Below are 15,812 nucleotides of genomic sequence, written 5' to 3' on the forward strand. Positions count from 1 at the left end.
CGCGTCGGTCACGTCGGTTTCGCTTCTTCGGTATGAATCGGCGCGATCTGGGAGCATGAACGCATGACAGGCGCTCTCATCTGGCTGATCGCCGGCATCCTCTTGGTCATCGCCGAGCTCCTCTCGGGTGACTTGTTCCTGCTCATGGTCGGTGTGGGAGCCCTGTTCGGGGCCGGCTCCGCCGCGCTGACCGGGAACCCGTTCATCGACGTGGCGGTGTTCGCCGTCGCCTCGGTCGGGATGCTCGCCCTCGTGCGTCCGACCCTCAAACGCCGGTTCCTCTCGGGGCCGGACATCAAGACCAACACCGACGCGCTGATCGGCGCGCGGGCGGTAGTAGTGTCCACTGTGGACGACGAAAGTGGCCAGGTGAAGCTGGCGGGCGACGTCTGGTCGGCACGGTGCATGACCGACGGCGAACCGATCCCCCCGGGGACATCGGTGACGGTCGTCGAGATCTCGGGCGCCACGGCGGTCGTTTCGGCCGCGGTGTGAGCACGGCAAAGGGTTTCTACGTAAGGGGAAGGTAGTTGTCAGAGACAGTGGTGTTCATCGTCGTCGGGCTGCTCGCGTTGTTCGTTGTCGTCGTCGTGGTCAAGGCGATCATGGTGGTGCCACAGGCGCAGTCCGCTGTGATCGAACGGCTGGGCCGGTTCCGGACGGTGGCTTCTCCCGGCCTGACGTTTCTGGTGCCCTTCCTGGACAAGGTGCGGGCGCGGATCGACCTCCGCGAGCAGGTCGTCTCGTTCCCGCCCCAGCCGGTGATCACCGAGGACAACCTGACGGTGTCCATCGACACGGTCGTGTACTTCCAGGTCACCGACTCGCGGGCGGCGGTCTACGAGATCTCGAACTACATCGTCGGTGTGGAGCAGCTGACCACCACGACGCTGCGAAACGTCGTCGGTGGCATGAGCCTCGAGCAGACGCTGACCTCGCGTGACTCGATCAACAGCCAGCTGCGTGGCGTCCTCGACGAGGCCACCGGCCGCTGGGGCATCCGTGTCGCGCGAGTCGAGCTGAAGGCGATCGACCCGCCGCCCTCCATCCAGGACTCGATGGAGAAGCAGATGCGAGCCGACCGTGAGAAGCGCGCGATGATCCTGACCGCCGAAGGTCAGCGTGAATCGGCGATCAAGACCGCGGAAGGTCAGAAGCAGAGCCAGATCCTCGCGGCCGAAGGTGCCAAGCAGGCCGCGATCCTGAGCGCGGAGGCCGAACGGCAGTCGCGGATCCTGCGGGCGCAGGGTGAACGTGCCGCCCGCTACCTGCAGGCGCAGGGTCAGGCGAAGGCCATCGAGAAGGTCTTCGCGGCGATCAAGGCCGGGCGCCCGACGCCCGAGGTCCTGGCGTACCAGTACCTGCAGACCCTGCCGCAGCTGGCGCAGGGTGACGCGAACAAGGTCTGGATGATCCCGAGCGACTACGGCAAGGCCCTTGAGGGCTTCGCCCGCGCTCTCGGCGCCCCCGGCGACGACGGCGTGTTCCGCTACGAGCCGCCGAAGGAAGACCCGGTCGAGAAGCCGGACCTGGAAGACGAAGAAGTCCAGGGCTGGTTCGACACCTCCAGCGACCCGAAGGTCGCCGAGGCCGTCGCGGCCGCGGAAGCCGTGGCACGCAAGGAGGTTCCGGCGCTGGGTGTCGCGACGCCGCGGCAGGAGCCGCCCGCTCCGCGTCAGGTTCCCCAGGCCGCGCCGGCTCCCGAGCCGGAGGCCGCCCCGGAGCCCCCGCAGCAGCAGGCTCCGCCCTCGCAGTTGCCGCAGCCGCAGCCGCCCGCTCCGCAGGGAGGCGCATACCAGGGTCCCCCAGGACAGGCGCCGGGTGGCGGCAGTGGTCCGTTCCCGCGGCAGAGTCCGTTCGGCGGACCGCAGGGTGGACCGCCGCCGCAGCGCTGAGTGCAGAACCGAAAGAGGGCCGTCCCATCCGGGGCGGCCCTCTTTCGTGCTCGTATGGCGGCCGCGCTCAACGCGTGAGTCACGTTTCGGTCGGGTTGGGCGTGAGCGAGGGTGTCCGGTGTCCTGAAGGCCACCTTTGAGACGTTGAACGTCCTGAAGGTGGCCTTCAGGACACCTGCGAGAGGCCCCGTGACCAGGACCTCGTGAGTGGTAAAGACGGTTCTAACCGCCCTTACCACTCACGAGGATTCGTGGCGTTCGGCGGCGTTCCACAGGATGGCGATCGGGGTTCCGCCGGACTTCTCCCGTCCGGCGAACTCGTCGAGGAGCGCGTCGACCCTGCTGTTCAGTTCCGCCTGGTCGCCAGCGTCCAGCCGCAGGACGGCCCGGCGGGTGTGCTGAGGGATGGACGGATCGTTCTCGCTGATCTCCGCGCGGTGCGCGTCGAGGATGGCGAGGTCGACCTTGGCCGTGAGGTGTCGATCGCCTTCCGGCTCGAGGTTGAGACGCCAGGTCTTCTTGGTCGCCCGGTAGGGATGTTCCCAGGCTCCCTTGGGTCCTCGCCGCGGCTCCTCGGCCTCGAGAAAACCGGTCGAGCTCAGTACTCGCAGCCTGCGCAGCAGCGTGGCGGGCGCGACGTCGAGGCGTTCGGCGAGTTGCTGGTTCGTCCAGGCCGTGTCCACGCACAACCGCAGGATGCGCCAGCTCAGCGGGTGGGAGAGCGCGCGCAGCTCTTCGGGCGTCGCGGCGGGGTGTTCGGCCATTGACAGCACTGTAATCGATTCGCATACTCGAAATCAATTTCACTCGATGAAATCGATGAGGAGTCGACGTGGACTCGGTCAAGGAATACGTGCGGCGGCACCGGCTGCGGCACGAGCTGGAGCTCGCCGACTGGATCGCGGTGCCGAGCGTGAGCGCCACGGGCGAGGGCATGGATCAGGCCGCGCCGTATGCGCTGGAGCTGCTGGAACGCAGCGGATTGGACGCGCGGATCGTCGACACCGGCGGCTGGCCGCTGGTCGTCGGGCACGCGGCGGGACCGCCGGACAGTCCGCACGTGGTGATCTACGGGCACTACGACGTCCAGCCGGCGGGGCCGCCGGAGGAGTGGCACAGTCCGCCGTTCGAGGCGAGCATCCGCGACGGCCGGATGTACGGACGGGGCACCGGCGACAACAAGGGACAGCACTTCGCCCAGCTCCTCGCGCTGCGCGCACTGCGCGATGTCGACGGGGGACTGCCGTGTTCGGTGACCGTCCTGCTCGACGGCGAGGAGGAGATCGGCAGCCCGAATCTGACCGCCACGCTCACGGCGATGCGCGAGGAACTGGCCGCCGATCTCGCGGTGTGGAGCGACGGGCCGGTGCATGACAGCTACGAGCCGACGGTCGCGCTCGGCGTGCGCGGGGCCGTGGCCTTCGAGATCACCGTGCGCGGCGCGAACAGCGCGCTGCATTCCGGGAACTGGGGCAACGTCGCGCCGAATCCGGCCTGGGAGCTGACCTGGCTGCTGTCCACCATGCGCGCACCCGACGGCCGGGTGACCGTCGACGGCTACGACGCGGGCGTCACGCCCTTGACCGACGCCGAGCTCGACGCGCTGCGAGCACTGCCGATCGACCCTGCCGCGATGCTGGCGGGAGCGGGGCTGGACCGGATGGACGCCGGCCACGGCCAGGACATCAACGAACGGCTCGCGACGCCCACGTTCACCATCAACTCGCTGACCTGCAGGGACAACGACGAGCACCGGACGGTCATCCCGTCGGTCGCGGTGGCGCGCTGCGATCTGAGGCTGGCCTGCGGGCAGCGATCGGAAACGGTCATCGACGCGCTCCGCGCTCACGTCGAGAAGCACCTGCCACACGCCGAGCTGCGATTCGGGGCGATCATGGAGGCGTCCCGGACCCTGCCGGACGCGCCGTATGCCGACCTCGTGCTGCGGGGAGTGACCGAGGCGCACGGCAAGCGGGCCCTGGCCGTGCCGGCGCTGGGCGGGAGCCTGCCGATCGCGGCGCTCACCGACGGTCTGGCCCTGCCGTGTTACGGCATCGCGCTGGCGAACGTCGACGAGCGCAACCACGCGCCGAACGAGAACTTCGAACTAGAGCGGTTCCATCAGGGCATCGTGACCGCGGCCAGTGTCCTGACCAGCGTCGGCCGTCGATGAACGCGACGGTGCGGATCGTCGCGGCGGCCTCGACGGGGAACATGCTGGAATGGCTGAGCTTCACCGCTTACGCCTTGGTCGCCGACGTCGTCGCGCGGCAGTTCTTCCCGTCGGCCGACCCGGTGACGTCGTTGATGCTGGCGCTGGGGACGGCCGTGGCCGCCTACCTGGCCCGGCCGATCGGCGCGGTGGTGCTGGGTGTCTACGCAGACCGGGCCGGACGGCTGGCGGCGTTGACCGTGGCCATCCGTCTGATGACCCTCGGCTCGCTCCTGATCGTGCTCCTGCCCGACTATCAGAAGATCGGCGTGTTCGCCCCGATCGGGATGCTGATCGCCCTGCTGATCCAAGGATTCTCCGCGGGCGGCGAGTTCGGTTCCGCCACCGCACTGCTCGTCGAGAGTCACGCGGGGCGGCGAGGCTTCATGGGGAGCTGGCAGACCGCGAGCCAGGCGTTCGCGGTCCTGCTCGCGACGGGACTGCTCGCGACCACGAGCAGCTTCCTGAGTCCCGAGCAGTTCGACGCGTGGGGCTGGCGGATACCGTTCGTGGTCGCCCTGCTCCTCGGCCCGGCCGGCTACTACATCCGGACCCGGCTGCGGGACTCGCCCGAGTTCACCACCGCGCGTGCCACGGCCGACCCCGGTCCGGCCCGTCCGCTGGTCGACCTCTTCCGGAACGACAAGGCACGGGTGCTGCTGGTCATGGGCATGATCGCGGTATCGACGGGATTCTCCTACCTGATCACCTACATGCCGACGTTCGCGATCCGGCAGCTCGGCATGTCGCCCTCGACCAGTTTCACCGCGACGTTCGTGACCGGTGTCATCCTCACCGTGTTCACTCCCGTGGCCGGTCACCTCTCCGACCGGATCGGGAGAACCCGGATGCTCACCGCGGCCGCCGCCGTCATCGCGGTCATCAGCATCCCGTTGTTCCTGCTCATCCGCGCCGTACCGGAAATGGTCACGGTGGTGGTGGCCTTGGCGCTGATGGGCCTGGTCAAAGCCTGGTACGCGGGCCCTCTGCCCGCGTCCATGGCCGAGATGTTCCCGGTCGGCAACCGGGGGACCGGGCTGTCGATCAGCTACAACGTCGGCGTGATCCTGTTCGGCGGAGTCACCCCGCTGGCCATCACCTTGCTGATTTCGGCCACCGGCTCCACCCTGGCGCCCAGCTACTGGATCACCGCGCTCGCCCTGCTCAGCGGTACCTGCGTGCTGCTCGCCCGGCGATACCGGAGCTGAAAAGGGGGCTTTCGCCGCATGTCACGCGGCGAAAGCCCCCTTCACCTCCTGAGGAAGCCGAGCGTCCGGTACTCGTCGACCACCGCGGCGAGTTCGGCGATGCGGGCCTGCCCGGCGTCGATGAGGCGCTGCCCGGCGGCCGACCACCGCTCGAGATCGGAGGACATCTGCGGGATCTCGGCCAGGATCTTCGCGCTTTCGGCGAGGCTGAGCCCGACCCGCTGGGCGGCGACCGCGAGCCGGATCCGGCAGACGGCGTCGATCGTGAACCGGCGGGCGTTGCCCGCGGTGCGCTCGGCGGTGATGACGCGGTAGCGCTCGTAGTAGCGGACGGCGTTGGTCGACACCCCGGCTTGGCTCGCGATGTCACCGATGGTCAGCCGGGCGTCGATCGTGGTCCGAGTCGTCATGCCGCGCTCCGTACCGTGGTCGGCTCCGCGATCGAGGCGGGCCGGGTCTTCAACCTGACCACCAGGGCGATCACCATGACCGCGAGGACACCGACGAGGGTGACACGGTACGCGGAGACGATCTCCGCGGTGAGCGGCGCGCCCGCCGCCGGGTCGCTCAGCGCCGCCAGACCCCGCCCTCCCGTGGCCGTCGCGATCAACCCGGTGAACGTCGCGCTCACCGCCGCGGTGCCGACTGCGGTCGCGATGGTGGCGGCCAGGGGGAGGATCGCGGAACCGGACGCGAGGTCCGGGCCGTGCAGGTTCCGGCCGGCGCTCACGATGGTGGGCATCATGATCGCTCCGGTGCCCGCTCCCTGGAGCACTCCCAAGATCGCCAGTACCAGGTACGGCGTATCGGGCGTGAGGACGAGCACGGTCAGCCCGGTCCCGGCGATCGCCAGGCCCAGTCCGATCCCGACGACGATCCGCGGACCGAAGCGTTCCAGGACGCGGGCGGCGAGCTGGATGCTGAGGCCCATCCCGATCGTGCTCGGCACCATCATCAGCGCACTGACCATGGTCGAATCGCCGCGCATGATCTGGATGTAGGCGGGCATCAGCAACATCGAGCCGAAGTACGGCGCGGCGTACAGGACGAGGACCGCGGCGTTGCGCCCGAACGTCCGGTCACGCAGCAGACGGACGTTCAGCAGCGGCGCGTGATGGTGCCACGACCGGCGCGCGAACACGGCCACGAGCGCCAGCCCGGCGAGGACGATCGCCGCGCGGAGCCCCGTCGCGACCGTCTCTTCGCTGAATCCGTAAGCCACCGCGACCACTCCGGGGACGAGCAGGAGGCCACCCACGAGGTCGATCGGGACGCGTTCGGTCGACCGCGTTCCGGCGGGCACCCAGCGCAGTACACCCACGACGGCGAGCAGGGCGGGCGGCACGGTGATGAAGAACAGCGCCCGCCACGACAGGCTGTCCAGCAGGACGCCGCCGAGCAACGGGCCGAGGATCGGGCCGATGAGCAGGGGCAGCCCGGTGATCGTGGTCATCCGCCCCCGGCGTTCCGGCGCCACCGCGCCGAAACCGATGGTCATCCCCAAGGGATTGATCAGACCGCCGGCGAGGCCCTGCACCGTCCGCGCGGCGATCAGCCATCCCAGATCACCCGCCGCTCCGGCGGCCGCGGACGACGCCGCGAACACGAGCAGTGCTGCCAGATAAACCCGGCGGGCTCCCCAGCGCCGGGCGAGCGTCGCCGCGAGCGGCATCGCCGCGACCATGCCGAGGGCGTAGGCGGTCGCGATCCACTGGATCGTCGTGAGCGACGCGGAGAAGGTCGTCATGAACTGGGGCAGCGCGACGGCGACGATCGTGGTGTCGAGAACGGCCATCAGCCCGCCGAGCGCGATCACCGCCGCGATGCGCAGTTCTTGTCCGGTCAGCCGGTTCATGCCGCACTCGCCTGATCCGCGACGCGTCCGGCGCGCAGGGTGCGGGCCCACCACTCGAGCTCGGTCATGGTCGCCGCCAGTGCGGCTCGCTCGCCCTCGGTGCTCTTGTAGCCGTCCGGGCCGAACCGGGTCCACGGTGCGTTCAGCAGTACCGCGTCGCGCGTGGTGGTGGCCCGCAGCTCGGGGAAGATCAGCCGCAGCTGCTCGATAGCGCGGATACCGCCCGAACCGGCGCCGTAGCCGACGAACGCGACGGGTTTGTACGCCCATTCGGTGAAGTGCCAGTCGATCGCGTTCTTCAGCGCGGCGGGGAAACTGTGGTTGTACTCCGGGGTGACGATCAGGTACGCGTCGGCCGCGTGCAGCCTGCCGCTGATCACCGTGTCGGTACCGCCGGGCCGCGTTCCCTGCAGCGGGAGATCGACGTCGGCGAGGTCGATCGCGTCGACTTCCAGGCCTTCGATCGTCGCGAGTTCGGTCAGCAGCCAGCCCGTGATGGCGTCGGCGAACCGCTCGTGCCGGACGCTGCCGATGATCACGGCGAGGCGAAGTGGGGACTGTGCGGTGGTTTCTGTGCTCATGCCGAAGACGCTAAAAGCTCGTCCATAGGTGAACTCAAGCCGTTTGCGGCCCTGCTCACGATTCCTGGACCTCTATTAAGGTCGAGGTTGTACGGTGCGGCCATGGAGCGACCGGGATTCGATGTGCGGGGGTTCTTGGATGAACGCGAACGTCCGGCCAGTGTCGCCACGACGACCCGTCGCGGCGCCACCGCGTTGGCGATGATGTGGTTCGTGGCCGAGGAAAACCGGTTCTGGTTCCACACTCCGGCCCCCGACGGCCGGCCGGCGCCGTTCCTCGACGCGGCCCGGCACCATCGTGAAGTCGCGGTCATGATCGCGACGTTCGCCCCGCCGGACGATGTCCGTCAGGTACGCGTGACCGGACCCGCGAGACTCGAACCGAAGGATCTTCCCAGAATCCGCCGCATCTATGAGCGCTACATTCCGGAATGGACCGAGACCTGGGCGGCGCACGCGGCGTCCCCGGACGCACTTCTGTGGTCGATGGCGCCGGAACGCGGGATGGCCGTGGCGTATCCGGATTTAGGGAACACACCGGCTTTCCGCTGGGCCGACGTGGCCGAGTACGCCCGGATCGCCACTTAGGATCAGCCGCCGAAGGCCGCCGCTGTCGCGTGGACACGGAGGTCTTCGAGTTCGTCGATCTGGTGCCGGGCCCGGTCGATCAGGTCGTCCAGCCGTCCGCCGTCGAGCCGGGGATCGGCATCGGCGCGCACCCGCAGGGTCCGCCAGCCCGCCGCCTTGCCCTCGACGCCGAGGCGCATCAGTTCGAGTTCCTCGACCGAGCTCAACGGTGACCGCGAGACGAGCCGCCCGTTCGGCTTGAGCCGTCCCAGCTTTTCACCTGCCCAAGCCGCCACGGTCTTGTAGTGGCGGACCGGAACCTCCAGGGCGGCCATGCAGGTCAACAGGGCGGCCCGGTCGTCGGCGACCTCTTCGGCGAGCCTGCTCAACACCGCTTCCCCGCGCTGTCCGCGTTCGGCGGCGGCGAGCCGCTTGGCGAGTTCCGTGCCCGCGGTCGCGCCGGCCAGATGGTCGTTGAGGTAGATACCGAGCAAGGCGGTATCGGGGAGAGTGTCGGCCATGTCCGAGGCGTACCCGGTGCCCGCCGATTGACACGTAGGTAATCTCCTACGTATGGTCGCGACATGAACATCACCCTCTACGTCGGGACCTGGCCGCGCTGATGCCGGTCAACGACGACGTCTTCGCCGCGCTCGCCAACCCCGCCCGCCGCGAGGTGCTGGGCATCCTCCTCGACGGTCCGCGCGCCGCGGGGGAGATCGCCGAACGCTTCGACATGCGGCGGCCGAGTCTGTCGGAGCACCTTCGGGTGCTGCGCGAAGCGGGGCTCGTCAGGGAAGAGCGCAAGGGGCGCAATCGCGTCTACTCGCTGGAAGCCGCTCCGTTGCAGGAAGTCTCCGACTGGCTTTCGCCGTACGAGCGGTACTGGCGAGGGAAGCTGGGCAACCTGCGTGACCTGCCGGACTAGGAGGGCCTCACGCCGGATCATGGGCGGCGGCTGGCGCACCGGGGTCCCGAAGGCACTGGCGCGCTTCCTGGCCGACCTGCCCGACTAGGGAGTGTTCTGGGTGCTGTCAACCCAGCCGGATCCCCTGGCCGGCAGGTTCGGTAACATCGTTTTATGACCGACCGCTTAGTTTGTCTGGGTGACTCCTTCACCGAGGGTGTCGGCGACGAGGACCCGTCGTCGCCCAACGGCGTCCGTGGCTGGGCCGACCGCGTCGCCGGCCAGCTCGCGGGCAACTACCAGGACTTCCGCTACGCGAACCTCGCGATCCGCGGCAAGCTCCTCGGACAGGTCCTCACGGAGCAGCTCGACCAGGGGCTCGCGCTGAACCCGGACCTCGTGACGCTGTACGCGGGCGGCAACGATCTGATGCGGCCGAAGGTCGACATCGACGCTCTCCTCGACGACTACGACGCCGCTGTCGGCAAGATCGTCGACAGCGGCGCGCGCGTCGTCCTCTTCACCGGTGTCGACGGGGTCGAGGACGCGCTGTTCCGCCGGATCCGGGGCCGCGTCGCGATCTACAACGAGCACGTCCGCGGTATCGCGGCACGGCACGGGGCGTTGCTCGTGGACATGTGGGCGATGCGCCGGCTGCGTGACCGTCGCTTGTGGGCACCGGACCGTCTGCACCTGAACTCGTTGGGGCACAACGAGGTCGCCATCGCCGTCCTCGACGCGCTCGGCGAACCGCACAAGCTCACGCCCGCAGAACTGGGCCCGCGGCCGCTACTGAGCCCGCAGGCTCGGCGCACCGAGAACCTTCAGTGGGGCAAGGAGCACGCCGTTCCGTGGATCAAGCGGAGGCTGCGTGGCGAGTCCTCAGGCGACGAGCTCGCACCGAAGCGGCCGACGATGGATCCTTACGCCTGACGCGGCCGTAGTCCGTCGAAAAGGATGCAGATCGTCCGGGTCCGCAGTTGGGGCCCGGCATGTTCCGCTGCCTTCGCCGTCCCGATGATGACCGGGATCAGTTCGTCGACGCCGAGATCCTTGCGGACGTCGCCAGTGTCCTGCGCGCGGCTGAGAAGCACACCGAGCGCCTCTTTGAGCCGGACGCCGATGACCGATCCCGTCGTCGGAACGCTGATTCCGGCCGCGGACAGGGCTTCGAAGTAGGCGTTCTTGGCATCGGCCATCTCGATCCAGCCGGTCAGGAAGCCGAAGAACGCCGCACCCGGGTCGGGCGAGTTCGCGGCCACCGTGGCTTCCGCTTCATCGACGAAACGGTGAAGGCGCGCGTAGAGAACGGCTTCCAGCAGGGCTTCCTTCGTCGGAAAGTGCCGGAAGACCGTGCCGACCCCGACGCCTGCTTCGCGGGCGACTTCTTCGGTCGGCGCACTGGTGCCCTTGGCCGTGAAGACGCGCTCCGCAGCCTCCAACACCCTTGTCCGGTTACGGCGGGCATCGGCTCGGAGCGGTTTCTCGTCCGTCACAAGCGGGGATCCTAGACCCGGTGTCGAGAGCCGGTCCGGCGGCTGGGTCACCCGTCCGCTTTCTTCTCCAACACGGCGAGATCCCAGCCGGTGGCCACCACGAGCCGGGCGTCTTGTGCGAAGTACCGCACCGAGCCGACCGGGCCCGCGAAGTCGATCGTGGCCAGCTCTCTGGCGGTACTGAGGTCCCAAAGTCGCACGGTGTTGTCGTTTCCGGTGGTGACGACTGCGGGGCGGCCATCGATCATCAGGGAGCCGACCTGGCGTACCAGTCCGACATCGCCGCGCAGCGTGGACAGGCGCTCGTCGTGGGTCAGATCCCAGATCTGGACGGTCCGGTCGAGACAAGCGAGTACGGCCACCGGGCCGTTCCCTTGTACCGACTCGTGAACGGTCAGCGCGTGCGCGGGTGGTGCGGTCAGGGGAGTGCGGGCCAACCCGGCGAGGTCCCAGAGGCTGGTGCTGTTGTCTCGCAGGTTGTTGACGACGGCTACCGGCCGTCCTCCGATCGTGGTGGTGGCGATGGCACCTCCACCGGCGGAGTCCGGCAAGGTCGCGAGCACTTCGCCGGTGGCCAAGTTCCACATCCGTACCGGGCCCACGTGCCCGCCGGTCAGCAGGACAGGGGCGCCGCCGATGCCGGTGACGGCGATGGTCCGCACCGGACCCTCGTGCTCGCCGAGGATCCAGGTGAGATCACCGGTGGCGAGGTCCCACACCCGAACCGTGCGGTCACTGCTCGCGCTGAGCGCCGTTCGTCTGCCGTCCACGTCGGTGCACGAGACGAGGTGTACGAGCCCGGAGTGTCCATGCAGTGAGTGCGCCGGTTCACCGGTGTTCAGATCCCACACTCCGAGGGTGCCGTCGCCCACTCCGGTGACCGCCACGGGGCAGTCGTTCACGACGGTGCATGCCACGTCGTAAACAGCCGTTTCATGATCCGTCAGGACGTTGCGGATCTCGCCGGTCAGCAGGTCCCAGACGCGGGCCGTCCGGTCCTCGCTGACGCTGACCACAACCGTTCGGCCGGCTGTGACGGCTCCGTCGAGGGCCGTGACTTCGGCTGTGTGACCGGACGCGGGCAGCCCACCCGCGGTCGCGACCGTGAGATCCCAGCTGCGAACGGTCCCGTCGTCGCTCGCCGTCACCGCGAGCGGATGACCGTCCACTTCGACGCAGGTGACCGCGTTGACCCAGCTCCGGTGTCCCGTGAGGATCGCGCGCGACTCGCCGGTCGCCAGGTCGCGGACGTGGACCGTCCCCTGGTCGCCGGCGATGACGGCGACCGGTCGATCGCCGAGGACGGTGCAGGTGACGGCATTGGCCCATCCGTCACCACGGCCCATCTCCGCGCGCGCCGCGCCGGTCCGGGCATCCCAGACCTTGGTGCTGTCGCTGACGGTCATCACCACCGGCTCCCCGTCGAGCTCCGCGAGATCCAGGTCCATCGCCTGGGCATGCGAGCCGACGAGCCGAGACAGCGTGCCCTCCGCCAGATCCCAGAGCTGGATCACGCCGTCGCTGCCGAGGGCGGCGGCTGTCGGACGGCCCGCCACCACCCGGTACGCGACGGCCTTGACCCATCCTCGACGTCCACTCAGGACAGTGCGGTCATGGGTGACGAGATCCAGAACGTGCAGCGAGCCGTCCTCGCCGCCGGTGACCGCGATGGGATCGCCGTGGAGGATCCCGCAAGCCACGGCGTGGATGGTGCCCTGGCCACTGGGGAATTCGGTCTGAGTATCGGTGATCAGGTCCCACACCCAGGCCGTTCCTTCGGTGTCGCCGACGATCACCAGCGGCCGGTCAGGCGCCGTGGCACACGCGACCGGGTCCGACGCGCGGAGCTTGAAGGTGGCGCCCGGAAGCCCGGTCGTGAGTTCCCACGTCCGGACGGTCCGGCCCGCGCCGATGGTGACGGCCACGGCGTCGCCGTGCACGGTCGTGCAGGCCACCGACGCGATGCCCCCGCCGCCTGGGAGGGTCGTTCTCAGCGCGGGGCTGATCTGTTGACCTGTCGCCCATCGCGTGGCCCAGGACAGGCTCCGGGAGAGCTCACGGTGAAGATCTCCCGCGTTGAACCGGGCGGCATCCATGGCGAGAAGCTGTCGCCGACGCCGGTGATCCAGATGACGGTGCACGGACGCGGACGCCCGATAGATCGCGCCGCCGGTCTGGCCGGGCGTGCCGTGCAGGACGCGCAACAGATCGTCGGGGGAGGCGTGCACGAGGAAATCGGCGTCGGCCAGCACCCGGTCGAGCAGGCCGGCCGCGGCCGCGTGAGTGGCCAGATGGCGGTGGAGGTACGGATGCGCGACCGTCCACTCGCGACGGCCGGACGGATCTGCGGGCACCAGATCCAGGAGTGCGAAGGTGATCGTCCGGTGAGAATCCGCGTCCTGGAAGGATCGGCGGAGATAGCCTGCCATGGTTTCGTGGAACAACCGGTGGACAGGACCGTCCGCCGACGGGTGTTCCGAGATGTACTCACCCGCGGTTTCGAGCAGCCAGTGCACGTCGTCGGCGGTGCATCGCTCGCCGGAGAGCGCGGTGGCCATCGCGGGCCAGACGGTCGACCGGGGCAGGCCCGCCCCTTGCGCGTACGCGAGCGGTCGCAGCAGGCGTTCCACTTTCCTCCGCTGGTCGCCGAACCGGGCGAGGTAGGTGGAGTAGGCCTGGTTGATGTCGTTCGGCAACCGGTCTTTCCAGCCGGGTTCCGTCGTGTCGACGGTGATCTGGCCCTTGACGACGGCGCTCGCCGTCACCTGGGCATAGAGGAACATGTGACCGGCCGACTCGGCGATCACCTCGCCGACCTCCGTGGCATCCTCGAACCGGTCGCGGTAGGGGGAAAGACTGCCCGGGTCCTGGGCGTCGAGAAGGACGTCCCGGGCGTAGGAAACGAGGTCCGCAGGGGCGACTTGGTCCGCGCCGTCCAGGTTGATCACCGTGATTCCCGTGCCCAGTTCCGGCAGGTGCGGACGGCGCGAGCCGATCACGAGCCGCAGTTCGGGAAGCGTGGTGAACGGCCGCAGCATCCTGGCGAACTGCCCGCTGTCCGGAGCTTCGTCCAGACCGTCGACGATCACCAGAAGGGGAGTGTCGCGCACGCTCAGCATGAGCTGGAGTTCGTCATGGCTCGCCCGAGGGTTTCCGAGCACGTTGGCCAGTTCGGCGAAGACATCGTCTCCGCGCGCGTGCAGCGCCAAGACGTCCATCTCAGGGCTGGGCCCCGAGCCCGGCCGGAGATGACGGCGGGCCGGGTGCTGCCGGTCGGTGAGCATGAGCAGCCTGCCCAGCAGAGCGGTCTTGCCCGAGCCGGGGTCGCCCACCACGACCCGGGCGCGCCGGTCGTGCGTGCCGGATCCCAGCCAGGACAGGAGCTCGGCGAGTGCCGTCGTCCGGGCGGAGAAATAGTCTCCCGGGTCGCTCACATTCCGGACGCCGCGACCGGAGATGCCGAAGCGGGCATTGTCGAGCCGATGCAACTCGGCGATCCGGGCGTGGTCGACGGCCCCGCTGCCGCGGGGGACATGGAAGAACGGGCCGGTGCCCGGGTTGTCGACCGTGGAGTACGTCGCGCACTGTCGCCTGCCACGCTGGATGAAGTAGGCGTTGATCTCCTTGACGATCTCTTCGACACCGGGACTGCGGCCGAGCGAGCCGAGCGCGTGCTCGAGCGCGTCGACGAAGGCGTTGTCCGCGGCCGTCTCCTTGCCGCGTGCCGCCGCGAGCGTCCAGCGGCCCACCGGCTGCGACTGGGTCGCCGCCAGATCGGCCGCCACCGCGGCGACCTCGCCTCCGCCCGCTCCGGCGTAGCAGGTGTCGAGTACGACGAGGAGATGTTTGAAAGCGCCACCGAGCAGTGGCCTCGCCAGCTCCTCACTGGGCACGGCCGTCGTCCACCGCCCTGGCTCGTAATCGGAGCACAGAAGATGGTGCCGTTCGGAGTTCTTCTCGGCGTGACCGGCGAAGTAGACCACCACGACGTCTTCGGCGCCCAGCCGCGCCTCATGCGCCCACGTTTCGATTCGATGCGGGATGTCCCGGCCGGGGATGGCCGCCAGATCGGGCAGCACTTCTCGATAGCCGAGGTCGGAGCACAGCCGTCGCACGCGGTCGGCGTCAGCGGGTGCCCCCGGCAGGTCGGTGATGCCGCTGTCGCGGTAGACGCCGACGCCGATCGCGATCAGGAAGCGACGGCTCATGCTTCCTCACCGTTCCGGATTCCTCGGGCGATCGCGCCGCCGGTCGTGGGTGCCGTGAGATACCGGAGCAGGTCGTGCATCCGGACGCCGTTGGTGATCGTTTCGTCCCGCACCCCCGGAAAACGATCCGCCAGGCCGTTCGGAAGGGCGACGATGTCGCCCCGGTCCGCGACGTTCGTCCATCGGCGCAAGTCGCCCGGCCAAACGCCCTTCTCACCGACCGGCGCGGGGTCGAGGCGGTCGAAGACCAGTGAACGCAGGCCGAGCGGGGAGCCGAGCGTCACCAGATCAGAGACCGGGGAGTTCCGTTCGGCACACAGCGTCTCGTAAGCCACCACCGAACCCAGCGAATGCGCTACCAGCACCCGGGTATCGGGGCCGATCGCGGCGGTGACGCGAGTCCGCACGGCCTCGCGCAGCGCCGTGTCGGTCAGATACCGGCGGACCTGTTTGAGGGCGAAGATCATCAGCCGGTCGGACACCGAGCCGAAGAACCGCGATCCGCCGAGAGCGTCCAGTTTCGCCCGCACAATGCGGGACAACAGCGCCCGCGAGGCGACGAAGCCGAGCGCGCCGCGGCTTCCGGCGGGATCGTCCACGCCCGGATCGACCGCGATCGCCGCCGACCACCAGGCGTCCAGCAGGTCCGCTTCCCACTCGTCGACGTCATGTTCGTCCCAAGGCGGCAGGTGCCGCGACCGGACTCCGGGTGGAAAGAACAGGTCGCCGTAGAACGCGCAGGCCACGTCGGTGGCCGTGAGGTCCGGTCCGCCCGCCAGCCGTACCCCGTCCCGCAGGGCGGGGCCGACCTGGTGGCACATCAGTTCTGGTCCGAGGAACTCCTGCCCGATCCCGTGTACGACGACTACTCGTGCCACCCGTC

The 15,812-nt window shown here is 69.0% G+C and carries 15 protein-coding genes; 7 read left to right on the forward strand and 8 right to left on the reverse strand.

Going from position 1 to position 15,812, the window contains the following annotated elements; translation table 11 throughout:
- Nucleotides 1-63: 63 nt before the first annotated feature.
- On the forward strand, nt 64-495 hold the full coding sequence (locus ACLJPX_RS05185) for an NfeD family protein (RefSeq protein WP_410598958.1): 432 nt from the start codon (nt 64-66) through the stop codon (nt 493-495).
- Between the two features lie 47 nt (nt 496-542).
- Complete coding sequence (locus ACLJPX_RS05190) at nt 543-1,895, forward strand: SPFH domain-containing protein (protein WP_410599093.1); 1,353 nt, start codon at nt 543-545, stop codon at nt 1,893-1,895.
- A gap of 239 nt (nt 1,896-2,134) precedes the next feature.
- Here the strand turns inward: ACLJPX_RS05190 and ACLJPX_RS05195 are convergent, their stop codons facing one another.
- On the reverse strand, nt 2,135-2,659 hold the full coding sequence (locus tag ACLJPX_RS05195) for a helix-turn-helix domain-containing protein (protein WP_410598959.1): 525 nt from the start codon (nt 2,657-2,659) through the stop codon (nt 2,135-2,137).
- A 68-nt stretch (nt 2,660-2,727) separates the two neighbouring features.
- Here ACLJPX_RS05195 and ACLJPX_RS05200 point away from each other — a divergent pair, with 68 nt between their 5' ends.
- Entirely contained in the window at nt 2,728-4,068 is a 1,341-nt protein-coding gene (locus tag ACLJPX_RS05200; protein WP_410598960.1) for a M20/M25/M40 family metallo-hydrolase, read from the forward strand.
- Nucleotides 4,065-5,315 carry an MFS transporter gene (locus ACLJPX_RS05205; RefSeq protein ID WP_410598961.1) on the forward strand — a complete coding sequence of 417 codons (1,251 nt, stop codon included), beginning with the start codon at nt 4,065-4,067 and terminating at the stop codon, nt 5,313-5,315. The genes ACLJPX_RS05200 and ACLJPX_RS05205 overlap by 4 nt, the downstream gene beginning before the upstream one ends.
- 41 nt (nt 5,316-5,356) lie before the next feature.
- On the opposite strand, the gene ACLJPX_RS05210 is transcribed toward ACLJPX_RS05205, so the two are convergent.
- The 3 genes from ACLJPX_RS05210 to ACLJPX_RS05220 are packed head-to-tail and all read right to left on the reverse strand — an operon-like array spanning nt 5,357 to nt 7,751.
- Nucleotides 5,357-5,725: a MerR family transcriptional regulator gene (locus tag ACLJPX_RS05210; protein ID WP_410598962.1), complete on the reverse strand. Its 369-nt coding sequence runs from the start codon at nt 5,723-5,725 to the stop codon at nt 5,357-5,359.
- A complete protein-coding gene (locus ACLJPX_RS05215) occupies nt 5,722-7,170 on the reverse strand; it encodes a DHA2 family efflux MFS transporter permease subunit (RefSeq protein ID WP_410598963.1) in 1,449 nt (482 codons plus the stop codon). Before ACLJPX_RS05215 ends, ACLJPX_RS05210 begins: the two co-directional genes overlap by 4 nt.
- Entirely contained in the window at nt 7,167-7,751 is a 585-nt protein-coding gene (locus ACLJPX_RS05220) for an NADPH-dependent FMN reductase (protein ID WP_410598964.1), read from the reverse strand. The genes ACLJPX_RS05215 and ACLJPX_RS05220 overlap by 4 nt, the downstream gene beginning before the upstream one ends.
- 102 nt (nt 7,752-7,853) lie before the next feature.
- Here ACLJPX_RS05220 and ACLJPX_RS05225 point away from each other — a divergent pair, with 102 nt between their 5' ends.
- The gene (locus ACLJPX_RS05225) at nt 7,854-8,339 is read left to right on the forward strand and encodes a hypothetical protein (protein ID WP_410598965.1); all 486 of its coding nucleotides are present in this window, start codon (nt 7,854-7,856) and stop codon (nt 8,337-8,339) included.
- 2 nt (nt 8,340-8,341) lie between these two features.
- On the opposite strand, the gene ACLJPX_RS05230 is transcribed toward ACLJPX_RS05225, so the two are convergent.
- The gene (locus tag ACLJPX_RS05230) at nt 8,342-8,839 is read right to left on the reverse strand and encodes a hypothetical protein (RefSeq protein ID WP_410598966.1); all 498 of its coding nucleotides are present in this window, start codon (nt 8,837-8,839) and stop codon (nt 8,342-8,344) included.
- Nucleotides 8,840-8,940: 101 nt separating this feature from the next.
- Here ACLJPX_RS05230 and ACLJPX_RS05235 point away from each other — a divergent pair, with 101 nt between their 5' ends.
- Complete coding sequence (locus ACLJPX_RS05235; RefSeq protein ID WP_101607754.1) at nt 8,941-9,246, forward strand: metalloregulator ArsR/SmtB family transcription factor; 306 nt, start codon at nt 8,941-8,943, stop codon at nt 9,244-9,246.
- A 153-nt stretch (nt 9,247-9,399) separates the two neighbouring features.
- A complete protein-coding gene (locus ACLJPX_RS05240; protein ID WP_410598967.1) occupies nt 9,400-10,158 on the forward strand; it encodes an SGNH/GDSL hydrolase family protein in 759 nt (252 codons plus the stop codon).
- On the opposite strand, the gene ACLJPX_RS05245 is transcribed toward ACLJPX_RS05240, so the two are convergent.
- Genes ACLJPX_RS05245 through ACLJPX_RS05255 form a run of 3 tightly spaced genes read right to left on the reverse strand, consistent with a single transcriptional unit; the run spans nt 10,149 to nt 15,807 of the window.
- On the reverse strand, nt 10,149-10,721 hold the full coding sequence (locus tag ACLJPX_RS05245) for a TetR/AcrR family transcriptional regulator (RefSeq protein ID WP_101607755.1): 573 nt from the start codon (nt 10,719-10,721) through the stop codon (nt 10,149-10,151). The genes ACLJPX_RS05240 and ACLJPX_RS05245 overlap by 10 nt on opposite strands.
- Before the next feature lie 47 nt (nt 10,722-10,768).
- Nucleotides 10,769-14,929 (reverse strand): caspase family protein, encoded by a 4,161-nt coding sequence (locus ACLJPX_RS05250; RefSeq protein ID WP_410598968.1) that lies wholly within the window; start codon nt 14,927-14,929, stop codon nt 10,769-10,771.
- Nucleotides 14,926-15,807: a hypothetical protein gene (locus tag ACLJPX_RS05255; RefSeq protein WP_410598969.1), complete on the reverse strand. Its 882-nt coding sequence runs from the start codon at nt 15,805-15,807 to the stop codon at nt 14,926-14,928. The genes ACLJPX_RS05250 and ACLJPX_RS05255 overlap by 4 nt, the downstream gene beginning before the upstream one ends.
- Nucleotides 15,808-15,812: the final 5 nt, after the last annotated feature.

The sequence above is a fragment of the Amycolatopsis sp. lyj-90 genome (assembly GCF_046549035.1).
Classification (GTDB): Bacteria; Actinomycetota; Actinomycetes; order Mycobacteriales; family Pseudonocardiaceae; genus Amycolatopsis.